Raw genomic sequence first — 15798 nt, 5'->3', positions numbered from 1 at the left:
CCTTGGACAGGGGCCTGCGGCGGAGAGGGGCCGCCTCGCCGCGCGGGGCGGATCCGAGGCGGCGTCCCGCGGCCGTCCGGGGCCTCAGCCCAAGTCCCGCGGCCTCAGCCCATCCCGAGGGCGGATTTGTAGAGTTCGAGGATCGTCTCTTCCTCGGCGATGTCGTCGGGCTTGCGCTTGCGCAGGGCCACGACCTTCTTCATCACCTTCGTGTCGTAGCCGCGGCCCTTGGCTTCCGCCATCAGCTCTTTCTGCTGCTCGGTCACGTCCTTCTTCTCGGCCTCGAGCTGCTCGTAGCGCTCGATGAACTGGCGCAGCTCGTCGGCGGTGACGTTGTAGGAATCCAGCGGGTCGCTCATGTCTCTGCCTCTCGGTCTCGTTGGCGCCCCTCCTATCGCGGGCCGGGGGGCCGGATCAAGCGGCTGAAGGCGGAGAGCGCCCTTGCCAGGGCCGCGCAGGCGGGCTAGGCCGCGCGCAGGTCAGCGGGAGACGCGCATGGAATGGATGATCTGGATCGGAGCCCTGATCTCGCTCGCCGGTGTGGGCGGGCTTGTCTGGTGCTTCTGGCTCGCGCTTCAGGCGCGGCGGTCCGGGCTCGACGACGCGGCGATGCGCGAGCGCCTGCAGCGCGTGGTCGTGCTGAATGTGGCGGCGCTCGGCGTGTCGGCGCTGGGGCTCATGTGCGTGGTGCTGGGCATCCTGCTCGGCTGAGCCCTCTTGCGCAGGCCGCAGGGCACCTTCCCCGAGCGAGGACGCTTCACGGGTGCCGTCCTCGAACCCGGCCCGGAGCCGCGAGTGCCTGACGTTGCGGCCTCTCCGGGCGATGACCGCAGGCCGATGCCTGTGTGACAGCGAGCCCCGGCCGGATCACACCGGCATGTTGTCGAAGTCGGCCTCGATCTCGGCATCGGTCCTGTCGACGGCGGGCATCACCAAAGCAAGCCCCTGCATTTCGGCGAGAAGATGGGCGAGGCTCTCCAGCGGCGCGGCCTCTTCCTCTTGCGGGAGGCTGCGGGCAGTCTCGGGTTTAGGTTCGAACGACATGGATCCTCCTCCGCCGGTCACCCGGCGCACTTGCGGCAGAAGGGCGTGTAGGGCAGCACATCGAGCCGCGCTTCGCCGATTTCGGCCCCGCATCTGACGCAGTAGCCATATTCGTCCGCGGCGATCCGGGCGAGCGCCGCCGTGATCGCGCGGATTTCCTGCTGACCCGAGGTTCCCATGCTTTCCAGCACCTCCTCGGTCTCGCGTTCGGTGGCAAGCTCTTCCCAGTCGCGCGAATTGTGCGAGTCGAGCTCTGCCTCGATCCCTTCGAGACGGGCCCCGAGGTCGGCCAGCCGCGCCTCGAGCTGGGCCTTGCGACGGGGAATGTCGATCATGGGCCACCTCCTCTGGTTGCCGAAGGTTAGGCGAAGGCCTGCAGCCCCTCCTTGATGCAGGTCAATGATTTAAGCCCTTCGCCGAGGGCACCGCCCCCGGCAGTCCCGGGGGGTTCCGAGCGGGGGCGCAGATGACCGCACGGGCGACGGGACCGCAGGATGGCGGTGAGGGGGCTTGGCCTCCGCAGGGCTGGCGCCGCACCGCATTGCGCCGGCTGCCGGAGGGGCTCGCCGCGCCGTGAAGGGGAGGCCTGCGGCCTTTCCTCCTGCGGCGGGGGGCGATAAGGTCGCCCTCAGCCGCGCTGCAGCACGAGGACCCCATGAGCTTTCGCCCCCTGACCGACCGCTACGCCGTCTCGCCTCAGATCTCGCAGGAGGAGCTTCCGGCGCTCCGCACCGCAGGCTTCACCACGATCATCGACAACCGGCCGGATGGCGAGATCCCGCCCCATCTCCAGACCGAGGAGATGCGCCGGGCGGCGGAGGCCGAGGGCTTCACCTTCATCGCAAATCCGGTGATCGGCGGCGCCGTCACGCTCGAGAATGTCGAGCGCCAGCGCGAGGCGATCGATCAGGCCGGCGGCCCGGTGCTGGCCTACTGCGCCTCGGGCAACCGCTCCTCGGTGGTCTGGGCGCTGGCCAACGCCGGTCGGATGCCGACGGACGAGCTGATCGGCCTGCCCGCCCGGCATGGCTACCAGCTCGAAGGGCTGCGCCACGAGATCGACCGTCTCGCGCGGGAGCGCGGCTGACAGACGCCCTCGGGGTGCGGTGCCGCGAGGCGCTGGCCGACATCGCGGCCTGAAAGCCGCGCAGCCTCCTGCCGGCCGCGATCCGGAGAGAGCCCCCCAGGGCCTCGCTCCCGCTCTGATCCGCCCGGCGGCCCGGGAGGCAGGGAGAAGGCGTGCGCTTCACTCGTCCGTGCCCGTCATGGCGAAGGACAGATCCTCATCGGGCTCGAACTCGGGCAGGGCGGGCGGCGGCTCGGCCGCCTCCGCCAGGGGCGCAAGGCGCACGGCGCGCATCCCGCGATGCTGGCCGAGCCGGCCCTCGGCGACCGGATGGCCGTCGAGCCCCACGAAGAGGATATGGTCGAGCGTGGCCTGCGGCAGCGGCACCGTATCGCCCGGCTGCCAGTCGAGGACATGGGCGAGCGGCAGGGTGATGCGGCCGAGAACCGCCTCGAGCCGGCAATCCACCGCCATCACCTGCTCGGCCATGGCCGCGCCGAAATCGGAGAGCGGCGGAGGAGCCTCGTCCTGCCCGCCGTGATGGGGCAGCTCTCCGCGGCCGTCGGCCGGCACGGCGAGGAGAAGCTGCCCGCTCTTGGCGCCGAGGGCCAGGTCCACCTCGGCCACCAGCACGCGGTAGGGACAATCCTCGAGCAGGAGGCCCAGCGGCCGGGGATCGTCGAGGAACGAGGCATAGCGGAAGCCGCTGGCCCAGACCCGATCCTCGTCCTCGATCAGGAGGAGGTCGAGTTCGGCCAGGGCGCGGTCGATGAAATCCTGCACCATGGCCGCGTCGGTGCGGCTGGGCTTGCGGGTGGCGGCGGGCTGCGGCCTGACCCGGCCCACGGTCTGGACCTCGACCAGCCCGGCGAGCAGCGGCGGGGACAGGGCGATGAGCCCGAGCCCCTCGCCCGGCCCTTCGAGCACCGCATAGAACGACAGATCCTCGGGCATCTCGAGGAGTTCGGTGAGAGAGCGGCGCAGGCAATCGAGCCGCGGCACGTCGAGGGCGAGGGCGAAGGCGTCGCGCCCGGCGCGGGCCAGCGCCAGCCGCAGGCCCCGCTCGGCGCCGGTGACCTGGGGCACCGCCGGCCGGGCCCTCGCCTCGATCTTGCGCCTGAGCACGCTCTCCGTCACCGTCGCTTCCCACATGCCGCTGCCCTGCCCTTCTGACATGGCAGGATTGAGAAACAGTTGATGGCGGAAGGCCGCGTCGCCGGGACTGGAGGCCGCGGTCCCGGCGAGGTCCATCCGCCGCCAGCGACCGCCGGTGCCTGCGCCATGGCGTGCCTGCGGATTGGGTTTCCGAACCCGGGTCCTCGGTCCTCCGCCTGACATCGGACAGGCTGCGATCTCTTGACGGTGCTCCGGCAGAGGGGCCGCTCTTTGCCGGGAAAGGCGCACAGGGCTCCGGTGGGGGCAGGAGCCGGAAGCGGCCTTCAGGCCGCCGGTCCCAAGGCGCCCGGGAGGCGCCGGTGCCCGCGCTCAGGCGGCGCGCTGCAGCCGCAAGGGCAGGGTCACGCGGAAGGCCGCGCCCCCCTGCCCCGGCAGATAGGTGATGGTGCCGCCGAGGTTGGCCATCACCTCGCGGCAGATCGCGAGGCCGAGGCCCGCCCCTCCGGCCCGGGTCTGGTCCGAAAGCCGGGCGAACTTCTCGAAGATCAGCTCCTGGCTCTCCTTCGAGATCCCCGAGCCGTTGTCGATGAAGTCGACCGTCACGCGGCCGCCCTTCTGGCGCACCGAGATCCGCAGCTCGGGATAGTCCGCATCGCAGTATTTGCGCGCGTTCGAGATCAGATTGATGAAGACCTGCGCCAGCCGGTCGCCGTCGGTGAACAGGAAGATGTTCTCGGCCGTGGGATCGCGATGGATGGTGAAGCCGCGCTCGGGGCGGGTGTGCGCGGCCGACCGCAGGGCGCGATCGATCATCTGCTGGAGATTGGCGAGCCCGAGGTTGAGCTGCACCGATCCGTTCTCGAGCACCGAGAGGTCGAGCAGATCGTCGAGCAGCCGGGTGAGCCGGATGGCCTCGTCGTGGATGATGCGGGCGTGGCGCGCGGCCATCTCGGGCGGCAGGTCGCCCTCCATCAGGATCTCGGAGAAGGCGCGGATCGAGGTCATGGGGGTGCGCAGCTCGTGGCTGATCTGGCTGAGGAAGGCGTCCTTCTGCACCGACAGCTGCGTGAGCTTCTCGTTGGCCTCGCGCAGCTGGCGCGCGGTGCGGGTCAGCTCCTCCTGCTGGGCCTCGAGGCGCGCGGAATATTCCATGATCTGCGCGGTCTCGTTCGCCACCGCCATCAGATCCTCGACCGAGACGGCGGCGCGCCCGGCCAGCTGGGCCAGCATCGCATGGGCTGTGGCCGCGCCGACCGAGCCCGCAAGCCGCCGCTCGAGCCGCTCGACGAAGCCGGGGACCGGGTCGGGCAGATAGCCCTCCTTTCCCTGCGCGCGCGCCTCGGACTGGAAGAGCGCCAGCGCCGGCTCCTCGCCGAGGATGCGCTGCGCCATCACCAGAAGCTCCTCGGATTCCGCCTTGCCCTGCGCCCATCCCTGCGGGCCGCGGTTGCCGGTCTCGAACACATTGACGAAGGCCGCGCCCTGCAACCGCTCGAGCGGGCCCGGAAAGGTCACGAGCGAGGCGCCGCAGAAGACGGTGCCGTTCAGGATGAGCGACCAGAACATCGAATGGATCAGCGGATCCATCCCCTCGACCCCGAACAGCGCCTGCGGACGGAGCCAGCCGATCCCGAACGGTCCCTCGGCGAGGAGGCGGGCCGAGAAGATCGCGTCGGGGCCGAAGGAGGGGAGGAACAGCGTATAGACCCAGCCCCCGAAGCCGAGGCCGAGGCCCCAGAGCGCGCCCGTGCGGGTGGCGCCGCGCCAGAAGATGCCGCCCAGCATCGCGGGCAGGATCTGGGCCACGCCCACGAAGGAGATGAGGCCGATGGCGGCCAGCGCGCCCGAGCCGCCCGAGAAGCGGTAATAGCCGTAGCCCAGCCCCAGAACGCCCGCGATGGAGATCCGCCGGGCGAGCAGCACGAGGCGGCGCACGTCGCCGCTGACGGCCGGCGTCGGGCGCAGCGACAGCCAGAGCGGCATGACGATATGGTTCGACACCATCGTGGCCAGCGCCACCGCGGCCACGATCACCATCGCCGTGGCCGAGGAGAAGCCGCCGAGGAAGGCCAGCATGGCCAGCCCGCCCTGCCCGCGGTCGAGCGGCACGGTGAGCACGAAGAGGTCGGGATTGGCGCCCTCGGGCAGAAGCTCGAGCCCCACGACCGCGATCGGCACCACGAAGAGGCTCATCAGGAACATGTAGAGCGGGAAGGCCCAGCTCGCCGTGGCGAGGTGGCGCTCGTCCCCGGTCTCGACCACCAGCACCTGGAACATGCGCGGCAGGCAGACCACGGCTGCGGCCGACAGGAAGGTGAGGCCCGCCCAGCGCGAGGGGGCGAGCTCCCAGTCGGCGATGGCCGAGCGGTCGATGCGGGCGATCACGTCGGCGGGCCCGTCGGCCACCCCCCAGACGACATAGCTGCCCACCGCCACCAGCGCCACGAGCTTCACGATCCCCTCGACGGCGATGGCGGTGACGATGCCCGTATGCTGCTCGTTGGCATCGAGCTTCCGCGTGCCGAAGAGGATGGTGAAGAGCGCAAGCCCCCCCGCGACCCAGATCGCGGTGCTGTCACGGTCGGGCATCTGCCAGCCCTCGTGCGGGCCGCTGGCGAAGACGCTGAAGCTCAGCGTGACGGACTGGAGCTGGAGCGCGATATAGGGCGTGGCGGCCACCACGCAGAGCAGCGTGACGAGCACGCCGAGCAGGTTCGACTTGCCATAGCGCGAGGAGATCAGGTCCGCAATCGAGGTCACGCGCTGCTGCCGCCCGATCCGCACCAGCTTGCGCAGCACCCACCACCAGCCGACGAAGACGAGCGTCGGGCCGAGATAGATCGTGAGATATTCGAGGCCCGAGCGCGCCGCATATCCCACCGCGCCGTAGAAGGTCCAGGCGGTGCAGTAGATCGAGAGCGAGAGCGTATAGACGAGCGGCGACCGCAGCCAGGGCAGCGCCTCGCCCACCGCCCGGCGCTCGACAAGGAAGGCCACGAGGAAGAGCAGGATGACGTAGCAGAGGCACGAGAGGACGAGGAGATCGAACGGCATCAGCCCGCCCTGCCCTCCGGCGGATCGCCCGCCTCGGCCCCATCCTCGAGCGCCTCGGCCTTCAGGCCCCGGGACATGCCGGCGGCCGCGAGGATCAGGAGCGCCCAGACCGCGAAGAGATAGACCCCGTCGGGAGCGGTGTCGCGCCGGTCGGTCGCGGCCGGCTCCCACAGGATCGGCAGGAGGAAGAGGAACGCGCCGAAGATCGGCAGGAGCCGCGCGGCATCGCGGAGCCGCCGCCTCCGGTAGGATCGCCGCGCGAGAAAGAGCGGCGAGCGACGCCGGCTCATCGCGGCACCAGCGCCCGGACCGAAGCCAGCATCTCGGCATTCGAGAAGGGCTTCGACATGAAGGCATCCACTCCCGCCTTCTTGGCCGCCGCGCGGTCTCGGACCTGCCCCTTGGCGCTCAGCATCAGGACCGGCAGATCCTCGGTCTGGGGATCGGCGCGCAGCGCCGAGAGGATGTCGAAGCCGCTCATGCCCGGCAGCATCAGATCGAGGATCAGCAGGTCCGGCTGCGACGTGCGCACCACCTCGATCGCATCCGCTCCGCCCGCATGGGTCGAGACCTTCAGCCCGTCGCGCATGAGGATGAAGCGGATCGCCTCGGCGATGTTCGGCTCGTCCTCGATCAGCAGCACATGCGCCGTCATGAACCATCCCCCCGGAACCTGCACCGGGGCCTCCCCTGCCCCGTCGGCAACTATCAGCCGAAAAACCGGTGCTGTCAAAGCGCGAGGAGGGGCAAGGGACGCCCGTCCGGGGGGCGGGCGGCCTCTCCGAAGGGGGAAGCCGGCCCTTCGCCGGGCGCGCGGCCCCTCAGGAGCCTTCGAGCAGGATCGAGGGCTCGCGCCGGGCGGGGCAGCCCGCGCGCGGGCAGATCCGGCAGGAGGTGCCGACCGCGCGCGGCACGAGCGCGGGATCGGGCACGGCGGGCTCGATCAGCATCCCCGCCTCGCGCAGTTCCGGTCCGGCGAAGCCCTGCGGATGGTGCGGCTCGCAGAAGGCGCGGGCGCGAAAGCGGCGACGGGTGCGGGCGGCGGGCTCGACCACCGCCTCGACGGGGCGCATCGGATGGGCCAGCGCCTCGAAGAGCGGCCAGAGCGGACAGGCCGCCCCGAAGCGCGGCAGCAGGAAGCCCTCGGGCGGCTTGCGGAACACGAGCGTGCCCGAGCCGTCGCAGATCACGAGGCCCGCAATGGCGCCGGGCAGCGTGGCGATCCGCCGGAAGGCCGCGAGCACCCCGACCCCGAAGCGGCGCGCGACCAGCACCGGATCGCCCTCGGCGCGGAGCGCGGCGCGGAACGGATCGAGCGGCATGGCCCGCGCATCCGCCTCGGCCCGCAGCACCCAGTCGCGCGCCATCGCCCGTCCGGCGGCCGAGGCCAGCCCCTCGATCTCGGCCTCGAGCCGCGCCCGCCCGCCCGGCTCCTCCAGCTCGGCCAGATGCCAGTCGCGCGCGGCAAGCCAGCCCTCCACCTCCTCCTGCGGCGCCACGACCCCCTGTTCCTCATCCTCGGAGGCGGCGTCGAGATAGGCCACCAGCGCCTCGGCCCCCACGGCCAGCCGCTCGCTGTCGGCATGGATGTTGGCATGAAAGCGCGCGCGCCAGTCGGGCTCGATATCCTCGGTCTCGGCCAGGATCGCCGCGGTCGAGCGCACGGCGCTCACCGCCGAGAGAACCTCGTGCAGCGCCTGGCTCAGGTGCGTGTCATGGGTCAGCCGGTCGTTGAGCGCCGTCACCGTCCGCTCGAGCAGCCCCATCCGGCGGTGCTGCGCGGCCAGCATCCGCGCCCAGCCCGGAAAGCGGCCCACGAAATCCTCGACCCGGTCGAGCTCGGGCTGCTCGTCGCCCGCCGAGGCGGCGGCCGCGCGCAGATCCTCGACCAGCACGCCCTCCGCCCCGGCCGAGAGCGTCTGCGCCTCGACCTTCAGCGCCCGCGCGAGCCGCGCCAGAACCTCGTCGCCGATCCGGCGGCGGTTGTGCTCGATCAGGTTGAGATAGGAGGCCGATATCCCGGCCGACCGCGCCAGATCGGTCTGCCTCAGCCCGAGTTGCAATCGCCGCTCGCGCACCCGGCTGCCCGTCAGCGCCGTCATCGGCATGGTCCGCCCCTCCGCAGTTTACAGGATCATCCTGCAAGATCCGGGGGAAGGACAGAGGTTTTCATCGGAGCCACGCCCGCCGGTCAAGCGAGCGGCCCCGGAGAGGACCGGGCCGCAGGGGCCCGGCCCCGAGCCCCGTCAGGCGTCGGCCACGACCTCCTGGCGCTGCTGGCCCAGGCCCTCGACGCCGAGCTCGACCACGTCGCCCGGCTTCAGGAAGCGCGGCGGCTTCATGCCGAGCCCCACGCCCGGAGGCGTTCCGGTCGAGATCACGTCGCCCGGATGGAGCGTCATGAACTGCGAGAGATAGCTGACCAGATAGGCAACGCCATAGACCATGGTGCCCGTCGTGCCGTTCTGCATCTTCTCGCCGTTGACCGACAGCCACAGCGGCAGGTTCTGCGGGTCCGCCACCTCGTCGCGCGTCACAAGCCAGGGGCCGAGCTGGCCGAAGTTGTCGCAGCTCTTGCCCTTCGTCCACTGGCCCGACCGCTCGGCCTGGAAGGACCGTTCGGAGACGTCGTTGGCCACCGCATAGCCCGCCACATGGTCGAACGCCTCGGCCTCGGAGACATATTTCGCCTTCTTGCCGATGATGATGGCCAGCTCCACCTCCCAGTCGGTCTTGACCGAGCCGCGGGGGATGATGATCGGATCGTTCGGGCCGCAGATCGCCGAATTGGCCTTCATGAAGATGATCGGCTCGGGCGGGACCTGCGCGCCGGTCTCGGCGGCATGGTCCGAATAGTTCAGGCCGATGCAGACGAATTTGGTCGTGCCCGCGACACAGGGCCCAAGCCGCGTGCCCTCGGCCACGACCGGCAGGCTCGTCCCGTCCAGGTCGCGGAGCCTGGCCAGCCCCTCGTCCGTCAGCACCTCGCCGGCGATGTCCGGCACCACGCCCGACAGGTCGCGGAGGGTGCCGTCGGTCCAGACGAGGCCGGGTCGTTCGGCCCCGGCGGGCCCATGGCGCAGCAGTTTCATGGTGTCTCCTCAGATATTGGACCAGCCCCCGTCGATGACATGGGCGACCCCGGTGGTATAGGCGGATTCATCCGAAGCGAGATAGACGACGAGCGCCGCGATCTCCTCCGGGCGGCCGATGCGGCCGATGGGCTGGCGGGCGACGAAGGCGCGGCGCGCGGCCTCGTAGTCGCCGGTGGCGCGGAGCCGACCCTCGAGCGAGGGGCTCTCGACGGTGCCGGGGCAGATCGCATTGCAGCGGATGCCCTGCCCGATGAAATCGGCGGCGATGGATTTGGTGAGGCCCACGACGCCCGCCTTGGTGGTGCCGTAGACGAAGCGGTTGGGCGCCGCGATGGCGCCCGACACGACCGAGGCCATGTTGACGATCGACCCGCCGCCGCCCGCGATCATGCCCGGCAGGAAGGCGCGGCACATCCGGTACATGCCGGTGAGGTTGAGCCCGACGGAGAAGGCCCAGTCCTCCTCGTCGCAGTCGAGGATCGTGCCCGAGGCCACGAAGCCCGCGCAGTTGAAAAGCACGTCGAGCGGTCCTGCCGCCGCGACCGCGGCCGCAATCGAGGCCGGATCGCGCACGTCGAGGGGCCGCAACTCGAGCCCCTCGGCCGCAAGCTGTTCGAGCGCCGCCGCATTCACGTCGGTGGCCAGCACCCGCGCGCCCTCGCGCGCCATGGCCAGCGCCGAGGCGCGCCCGATCCCCTGCCCCGCCGCCGTCACCAGCGCGCGCTTGCCCTCCAGCCGACCAGCCATGGTCCTCTCCTCCCCAAGCTTGGGGCCTACCAAAGATCAATATCGGATAGAGAACAAGCCCTGATCGCGGATATTATCAATAATCTACGTTCCGCGGACGCGGAACAGCCGCAAAGGCTGGCCGCAGGCGCTGTGATATGCAAGCCTTGGCCCTGCGGCCTCGGGCAGGCCGCCGCGGATGAAAGGAGACAGGATGGAACGGCAACGGGTGATCGCGGTGGGCTCCTACCCCGACTGGGACAGGCAGGCGATGGAGGCCAGCTTCACGGTCACGACCGTTCCGCAGCTCGCCGATCTGGCCGGCCTCGACCCTGCGCTCCGCGCCGAGGCGGTGGCGGTGGCCTACAAGGGCGGCGCGCCCTTCGGCGGCGAGGCGATGGATCTTCTGCCCGCGCTCGGCGTCATCGCGAACTTCGGCGTGGGCTTCGATGCCATCGACATCGAGGCCGCCCGCGCCCGCGGCATCAGGGTGACGAACACGCCCGACGTGCTGACCGACGACGTGGCCGACACGGCGCTCGCGATGATGCTGGCCCTCTGCCGCCGCATCCCCGAGGGCGACCGCTTCGTCCGCGAGGGCCGCTGGTCGGCCGAAGATTTCCCGCTGAACCGCAAGTTCTCGGGCGGGCGCGCGGGCATCATGGGGCTCGGCCGGATCGGGCGCGCCATCGCCGACCGGCTCGTGGCCTTCGGCATGGAGATCCACTACCATTCGCGCAGCGCCAAGGACGTGCCCGCGGGCTGGACCTTCCACGCCACCCCCGAAGGACTCGCGGCCGAGGTCGACTGGCTGGTGGTGGCGCTGGTCGGAGGGCCCGCCACCGAGAATTACGTTTCGGCCGAGGTCATCGCCTGCATGCCGCAGAATGCGGTGCTGGTGAACATCTCGCGCGGCTCGACCGTGGACGAGACGGCGCTTCTGGCCGCCCTCGAAGCCGGGCGGATCGGGGCCGCGCTCGACGTCTTCCGCAACGAGCCCGCGGTCGACCCGCGCTTCCACGCGCTCACGAACGTGATCCTGCAGCCGCATCAGGGGTCGGGCACGGTCGAGACCCGCCGCGCGATGGGCGAGTTGCAGCGCGCCAACATCACGGCCTTCCTGAAGGGCGAGCCGCTGCTGACGCCGGTCGCCTGAGGCGATGCCGGGGCGGCGTCCGGAAACGCCGCCCCCAACTTTCTAATGATTGTCCCGCGGCAGTTCGCGTGCCACCCGGTGATAGGTGGTGGCGAGCTCCAGACAGCCGCCATCGGCGAGCTGCCCCACGAGCCGGCGGTAGATCTCCTGCCAGGGGGTCTGGTGGTGCAGGACGGGCGGCGTCCAGGCGGCGCGGCGCGCCTCCCATTCGGCCTCGTCCACCAGCGCGTCGAGCCGGCAGGCGTTCAGATCGAGCCGCACCCGGTCGCCGGTCCGCAGGAGCGCAAGCCCGCCGCCCACCGCCGCCTCGGGCGAGGCGTTGAGGATCGAAGGGCTCTCGGAGGTGCCCGATTGCCGCCCGTCGCCCACCGTCGGCAGATGCGTCACCCCCTCGCGCAGTAGCCCGTCCGGCGGCTGCATGTTCACCACCTCGGCCGAGCCCGGATAGCCCACGCAGCCCACGCCGCGGATGAAGAGGATCGTCGTCTCGTCGATCCCGAGGTCGGGGTCGTTGATGCGCGCGTGATAATCTTCCGGTCCCTCGAAGACCACGGCGCGGGCCTCGTGGATGCCCTCCCGCCCCGGCCGGGCGAGGAAGCGGTGCCGGAACTCGGCCGAGATGACCGAGGTCTTCATCAGGGCCGAGTCGAAGAGATTGCCCCGCAGCACGAGGAACCCCGCCTTCTCGCGCAAGGGATCCTCGACCGACCGGATCACCCGCCGGTCGCGGCTGCGCTCGCCCGCGAGATTGTGGCCGATGCTCTCTCCCGTGACGGTCAGCGCCTCCGCATGGAGAAGCCCCGCCGCGAGCAGCTCGCCCATGACGGCAGGCACGCCGCCCGCCCGGAAGAAACTCTCGCCCAGATATTCTCCGGCGGGCTGCATGTTCACCAGCAGCGGCAGGTCGAACCCCACCGTCTGCCAGTCCTCGACCGCGAGCTCGACACCCGCATGGCGCGCGATGGCCTGCAGGTGCGGCGGCGCATTGGTCGAGCCGCCGATGGCCGAATTGACCCGGATCGCATTCTCGAAGGCCTGCCGCGTGAGGATGTCCGAGGGCTTCAGGTCGGCCAGCACCATCTCGACGATGCGCCGGCCCGTGGCATAGGCCATGTTCATCCGCTCGCGGAACGGCGCGGGGATGGCCGAGCATCCGGGCAGCGACATGCCGAGCGCCTCGGCCAGCGCGTTGAGCGTCGAGGCGGTGCCCATCGTGTTGCAATGGCCGAGCGAGGGGGCCGAGGCGCAGGCGCGCTCCATGAATTCCGGATAGTCGATCTCGCCTTCGGCCAGGAGCCGCCGGCTCTCCCAGATGATCGTGCCCGAGCCTGCGAGCTTGCCCTCCCACCAGCCGTCGAGCATGGGCCCGCCCGAGAGCACGATGGCCGGAAGGTCCACCGTCGCGGCCGCCATCAGCTGCGCGGGCGTGGTCTTGTCGCAGCCGGTGGTCAGCACCACCCCGTCGATCGGATAGCCGTGCAGCACCTCGACGAGGCCGAGATAGGCGAGGTTGCGGTCGAGCGCGGCGGTGGGCCTGCGCCCTGTCTCCTGGATCGGATGGACGGGAAATTCCATCGGCACTCCGCCCGCATCGCGGATGCCCGCCTTCACCCGCTCGGCAAGGAAGAGATGGATCTTGTTGCAGGGCGCGAGATCCGAGCCCGACTGGGCGATGCCGATGATCGGCCGGTCGCCCTGCAGCTCGCGCCGCGTGTAGCCCTGGTTCTGGTAGCGCTCGACATAGAGCGCGGTCATCCCGGGATTGTCGGGATTGTCGAACCACGCCTGTGAGCGGAAGCGCCTGCCGGTGGGGGTGTCGCTCATCTCTGCGGCCTCCTGTCGCTGGCCTCCAGCATCCCCTCTCGCGCAGGCAAGGGCAAGGGCGCGGGGCCCGCCCGGCCCGGCCGGAGCTCGTCGCGGATCACGAAGCGGGATCGGGAGAGTGGGTGTCCCTTCGCAACGGATCTGTCTCGCGAGGCCTTGCATTTCACGAAGCGTGAAATGAGGCCGGTCTGGCAGGGCCCCCGCGCGGGAGACACCCTCCACGGGGCGACGGCCCCCGTTGACCCGGCCTGCGGGCTCGGGTCTGGTGCGGGGACGAGACCGCCCTTTGGAGAAGCCCATGACCCTGCCCGGCCCCGCCCCGCGCGATCCGATCCCTGCGCTCCGCGATCTTCTGGGCGAGCGGCTCGTGACCTCCGAGGCCGCGCGCGCGCAACATGCCGAGAACGAGGCCTGGTATCCGGCAGCCCTGCCCGATGCGGTGGCGCGCCCCGCCTCGACCCAAGAGGTCTCTCGCCTCCTCGCGCTCTGCCATGCCGCGGGCACGCCGGTGGTGGCGCAGGGCGCGCGCTCCTCGCTCGAGGGCCACCATCTGGCGATCCGCGGCGGCATCGCGCTCGACCTGACGGGCATGGACCGGGTGCTGGCCGTCCATGCCGAGGATCTCGACGCGGTGGTGCAGCCCGGCGTCACGCGCGAGGCGCTGAACGCCCATCTGCGCGACACGGGCCTCTTCTTCCCGATCGATCCGGGCGCCAATGCCACGCTGGGCGGCATGGCCGCGACCCGCGCTTCGGGCACGACCGCCGTCCGCTACGGCACGATGCGCGAGGCGGTGCTGGCGCTCGAGGTGGTGCAGGCCGACGGCACCGTGTTCCGCACCGGCAGCCGGGCGCGCAAATCCGCCACGGGCTACGATCTCACCCACCTCTTTGTGGGCTCGGAGGGCACACTCGGCATCATCACCGAGCTCACGCTGCGCCTGTTCGGCCAGCCCGAGGCGCAGTCGGCCGCGATCTGCCGCTTTCCCTCGGTGGCCGAGGCGGTCGCAACCGTCATCGCCACGATCCAGATGGGCCTGCCCATAGCCCGGATCGAACTGGTCGATGCGATGATGGTGCGCGGCTTCAACCTCCATGCCGATGCGGGGCTGCCCGAGGAGCCGCATCTCTTCGTCGAGTTCCACGGCAGCGAGAGCGGCGTGACCGAGACGGCCGCCCTCTTCGGCGAGATCGCGGCCGATCACGGCGGGCAGGCGTTCCGCTGGTCGCAGAAGCCCGAGGAGCGCCGCGCGCTCTGGTCGATGCGCCACAATGCCCACCATGCGACGCGGCGGCTGCGGCCGGGGGCGCGGACGGTCTCGACCGATGTCTGCGTGCCGATCTCGGCGCTGGCCGAGGCGGTCGCGGTCGCGCAGGAAGAGGGCCGCGCCCGCGGCCTCGTGCAGGCCATCGTGGGCCATGTGGGCGACGGCAACTTCCATTGCGGCATCCTCGTCGACCCCGAGGATGCGGGAGAGATGAAGCGGGTGAAGGAGTTCACCGACCTCCTGTCGGATCTGGCCCTGCGGCTGGGCGGGGTCGTGTCGGGCGAACACGGGATCGGCATGGGCAAGATCGGCAAGATGGAGGCCCAGCACGGCCCGGCGCTGGCCACCATGCGGGCGATGAAAGAGGCGCTCGATCCCAAGGGCATCCTCAATCCCGGCAAGCTCCTGCCGTAAGGCGGCAAAGCGAGGGGCGCACCGCAGCGCGCCCCTGCCGAAGCTTATTGCAGCGCCTTGTCGGTGACCTCGTGGGTCCAGGCGCCCTCGGGTTCCTTCGAGATCACCGGGTCCGAGCCGCCGCCCATCAGGGTCGCCACGGTGCGCTTGTAATCCGCCTCGTCGAGCGTGCCGTCCGAGCCCGCGGTCAGCTTCGCCACCTCGCCCATCATCCGCTTCTGGTGGCTCTCGGTCTGCGCGCCCGTGTCGTCATTGTCGAGCACGATCATGGCCGCGTCGTCGGGGTTCTCCTCGGCCCATTTCCAGCCCTTCATCGAGGCCCGCACGAACTTGGCCATGGTCTCGACGAAGGCCGGATCCTTCAGCTTGTCGGCCATCACATAGAGACCGTCCTCGAGGGTCGCCACGCCCTGATCCTCGTATTTGAAGGTCACGAGGTCGTCCGGCGAGAGGCCCGCGTCGATAACCTGCCAATATTCGTTGTAGGTCATGGTCGAGATGCAGGCCGCCTGCTTCTGCAGAAGCGGATCGACGTTGAAGCCCTGCTTGAGCACCGTCACGCCTTCGGGCGAGCCGTCGGTGGGCAGGCCCAGCTTCGACATCCAGTTGAGGAAGGGATATTCGTTGCCGCCGAACCAGACGCCGAGCGTCTTGCCCTTGAAGTCCTCGGGCCCCGACACGCCCGACTCCTTCAGACAGGTCAGCATCATGCCCGAGCTCTTGAACGGCTGGGCGATGTTGACGATGTCGGCCCCCTGCTCGCGCGCGGCGAGCGCCGAGGGCAGCCAGTCGACCATCACGTCGGCGCCGCCGCCCAGCAGCACCTGCACCGGCGCCACATCGGGGCCGCCCGGCTTGATCGTGACCTCGAGCCCCTCCTCCTCGTAGAAGCCCTGATCGAGCGCGACGTAGTAGCCCGCGAACTGGGCCTGCGTCACCCATTTCAGCTGGAGCGTCACCTCCTCGGCCGAAGCCGTGCCGGCGGCGAGCGCGAAAAGCGCGGCTCCGGTCAGCAGTCCTTTCATCGAAACCTCCG

The 15798-nt window shown here is 70.5% G+C and carries 16 protein-coding genes; 4 read left to right on the top strand and 12 right to left on the bottom strand.

Annotated features, from left to right (window positions below):
- Nucleotides 1-104: 104 nt before the first annotated feature.
- Nucleotides 105-359 (bottom strand): DUF2312 domain-containing protein, encoded by a 255-nt coding sequence (locus A9O63_RS08220; RefSeq protein WP_002720309.1) that lies wholly within the window; start codon nt 357-359, stop codon nt 105-107.
- A gap of 136 nt (nt 360-495) precedes the next feature.
- On the opposite strand from A9O63_RS08220, the gene A9O63_RS08215 reads away from it, so the two are divergent.
- Entirely contained in the window at nt 496-711 is a 216-nt protein-coding gene (locus A9O63_RS08215) for a hypothetical protein (protein WP_069331489.1), read from the top strand.
- Between the two features lie 156 nt (nt 712-867).
- Here A9O63_RS08215 and A9O63_RS21915 read toward each other — a convergent pair whose 3' ends face one another.
- Together A9O63_RS21915 and A9O63_RS08210 are read right to left on the bottom strand one after the other, a co-directional pair.
- A complete protein-coding gene (locus A9O63_RS21915; RefSeq protein WP_084295705.1) occupies nt 868-1044 on the bottom strand; it encodes a hypothetical protein in 177 nt (58 codons plus the stop codon).
- Nucleotides 1045-1061: 17 nt separating this feature from the next.
- The gene (locus A9O63_RS08210) at nt 1062-1379 is read right to left on the bottom strand and encodes a TraR/DksA family transcriptional regulator (protein ID WP_009566233.1); all 318 of its coding nucleotides are present in this window, start codon (nt 1377-1379) and stop codon (nt 1062-1064) included.
- Nucleotides 1380-1699: 320 nt separating this feature from the next.
- On the opposite strand from A9O63_RS08210, the gene A9O63_RS08205 reads away from it, so the two are divergent.
- Entirely contained in the window at nt 1700-2131 is a 432-nt protein-coding gene (locus A9O63_RS08205; protein ID WP_009566234.1) for a protein tyrosine phosphatase family protein, read from the top strand.
- A 159-nt stretch (nt 2132-2290) separates the two neighbouring features.
- Here A9O63_RS08205 and A9O63_RS08200 read toward each other — a convergent pair whose 3' ends face one another.
- The 7 genes from A9O63_RS08200 to A9O63_RS08170 form a co-directional block, all read right to left on the bottom strand.
- Nucleotides 2291-3262, bottom strand: a complete 972-nt coding sequence (locus A9O63_RS08200; RefSeq protein ID WP_069331505.1) for a FliM/FliN family flagellar motor switch protein — start codon at nt 3260-3262, stop codon at nt 2291-2293.
- A 333-nt stretch (nt 3263-3595) separates the two neighbouring features.
- Nucleotides 3596-6280, bottom strand: a complete 2685-nt coding sequence (locus tag A9O63_RS08195) for a sodium:solute symporter family transporter (RefSeq protein WP_069331488.1) — start codon at nt 6278-6280, stop codon at nt 3596-3598.
- The gene (locus tag A9O63_RS08190; RefSeq protein WP_069331487.1) at nt 6280-6570 is read right to left on the bottom strand and encodes a hypothetical protein; all 291 of its coding nucleotides are present in this window, start codon (nt 6568-6570) and stop codon (nt 6280-6282) included. The genes A9O63_RS08195 and A9O63_RS08190 overlap by 1 nt, the downstream gene beginning before the upstream one ends.
- Nucleotides 6567-6935, bottom strand: a complete 369-nt coding sequence (locus A9O63_RS08185) for a response regulator transcription factor (protein ID WP_069331486.1) — start codon at nt 6933-6935, stop codon at nt 6567-6569. Before A9O63_RS08185 ends, A9O63_RS08190 begins: the two co-directional genes overlap by 4 nt.
- 166 nt (nt 6936-7101) lie before the next feature.
- Nucleotides 7102-8388: a helix-turn-helix transcriptional regulator gene (locus A9O63_RS08180; RefSeq protein WP_069331485.1), complete on the bottom strand. Its 1287-nt coding sequence runs from the start codon at nt 8386-8388 to the stop codon at nt 7102-7104.
- Nucleotides 8389-8526: 138 nt separating this feature from the next.
- A complete protein-coding gene (locus A9O63_RS08175) occupies nt 8527-9372 on the bottom strand; it encodes a fumarylacetoacetate hydrolase family protein (protein ID WP_069331484.1) in 846 nt (281 codons plus the stop codon).
- A 9-nt stretch (nt 9373-9381) separates the two neighbouring features.
- On the bottom strand, nt 9382-10122 hold the full coding sequence (locus A9O63_RS08170; protein ID WP_069331483.1) for an SDR family oxidoreductase: 741 nt from the start codon (nt 10120-10122) through the stop codon (nt 9382-9384).
- Between the two features lie 193 nt (nt 10123-10315).
- Between A9O63_RS08170 and A9O63_RS08165 the strand changes: the two genes are divergently transcribed.
- Nucleotides 10316-11257, top strand: coding sequence for a 2-hydroxyacid dehydrogenase (locus A9O63_RS08165; protein ID WP_069331482.1), 942 nt, complete (start codon nt 10316-10318; stop codon nt 11255-11257).
- A gap of 42 nt (nt 11258-11299) precedes the next feature.
- Here A9O63_RS08165 and A9O63_RS08160 read toward each other — a convergent pair whose 3' ends face one another.
- Complete coding sequence (locus A9O63_RS08160) at nt 11300-13081, bottom strand: IlvD/Edd family dehydratase (protein ID WP_069331481.1); 1782 nt, start codon at nt 13079-13081, stop codon at nt 11300-11302.
- A gap of 298 nt (nt 13082-13379) precedes the next feature.
- Between A9O63_RS08160 and A9O63_RS08155 the strand changes: the two genes are divergently transcribed.
- Nucleotides 13380-14762, top strand: coding sequence for an FAD-binding oxidoreductase (locus tag A9O63_RS08155; protein ID WP_069331504.1), 1383 nt, complete (start codon nt 13380-13382; stop codon nt 14760-14762).
- A gap of 44 nt (nt 14763-14806) precedes the next feature.
- Here the strand turns inward: A9O63_RS08155 and A9O63_RS08150 are convergent, their stop codons facing one another.
- Nucleotides 14807-15787, bottom strand: a complete 981-nt coding sequence (locus tag A9O63_RS08150; protein ID WP_069331480.1) for an ABC transporter substrate-binding protein — start codon at nt 15785-15787, stop codon at nt 14807-14809.
- Nucleotides 15788-15798 lie beyond the last annotated feature (11 nt).

Source organism: Cereibacter johrii (assembly GCF_001720585.1).
GTDB classification, from domain to species: domain Bacteria; phylum Pseudomonadota; class Alphaproteobacteria; order Rhodobacterales; family Rhodobacteraceae; genus Cereibacter_A; species Cereibacter_A johrii.
The sequence above is the reverse complement of the archived record's forward strand: the minus strand, read 5'-3'. Positions and strand labels throughout refer to the sequence as shown.

Bases quoted from the DNA above. Each gene is read 5' to 3' on its own strand.
- A9O63_RS08155 (WP_069331504.1), top strand. From the start codon at position 13,380: ATGACCCTGCCCGGCCCCGCCCCGCGCGATCCGATCCCTGCGCTCCGC.
- A9O63_RS08170 (WP_069331483.1), bottom strand. From the start codon at position 10,122: ATGGCTGGTCGGCTGGAGGGCAAGCGCGCGCTGGTGACGGCGGCGGGG.
- A9O63_RS08185 (WP_069331486.1), bottom strand. From the start codon at position 6,935: ATGACGGCGCATGTGCTGCTGATCGAGGACGAGCCGAACATCGCCGAG.
- A9O63_RS08205 (WP_009566234.1), top strand. From the start codon at position 1,700: ATGAGCTTTCGCCCCCTGACCGACCGCTACGCCGTCTCGCCTCAGATC.
- A9O63_RS08215 (WP_069331489.1), top strand. From the start codon at position 496: ATGGAATGGATGATCTGGATCGGAGCCCTGATCTCGCTCGCCGGTGTG.
- A9O63_RS08165 (WP_069331482.1), top strand. From the start codon at position 10,316: ATGGAACGGCAACGGGTGATCGCGGTGGGCTCCTACCCCGACTGGGAC.
- A9O63_RS08195 (WP_069331488.1), bottom strand. From the start codon at position 6,280: ATGCCGTTCGATCTCCTCGTCCTCTCGTGCCTCTGCTACGTCATCCTG.
- A9O63_RS08210 (WP_009566233.1), bottom strand. From the start codon at position 1,379: ATGATCGACATTCCCCGTCGCAAGGCCCAGCTCGAGGCGCGGCTGGCC.
- A9O63_RS08190 (WP_069331487.1), bottom strand. From the start codon at position 6,570: ATGAGCCGGCGTCGCTCGCCGCTCTTTCTCGCGCGGCGATCCTACCGG.
- A9O63_RS08200 (WP_069331505.1), bottom strand. From the start codon at position 3,262: ATGTGGGAAGCGACGGTGACGGAGAGCGTGCTCAGGCGCAAGATCGAG.
- A9O63_RS08175 (WP_069331484.1), bottom strand. From the start codon at position 9,372: ATGAAACTGCTGCGCCATGGGCCCGCCGGGGCCGAACGACCCGGCCTC.
- A9O63_RS08150 (WP_069331480.1), bottom strand. From the start codon at position 15,787: ATGAAAGGACTGCTGACCGGAGCCGCGCTTTTCGCGCTCGCCGCCGGC.
- A9O63_RS08180 (WP_069331485.1), bottom strand. From the start codon at position 8,388: ATGCCGATGACGGCGCTGACGGGCAGCCGGGTGCGCGAGCGGCGATTG.
- A9O63_RS08220 (WP_002720309.1), bottom strand. From the start codon at position 359: ATGAGCGACCCGCTGGATTCCTACAACGTCACCGCCGACGAGCTGCGC.
- A9O63_RS08160 (WP_069331481.1), bottom strand. From the start codon at position 13,081: ATGAGCGACACCCCCACCGGCAGGCGCTTCCGCTCACAGGCGTGGTTC.
- A9O63_RS21915 (WP_084295705.1), bottom strand. From the start codon at position 1,044: ATGTCGTTCGAACCTAAACCCGAGACTGCCCGCAGCCTCCCGCAAGAG.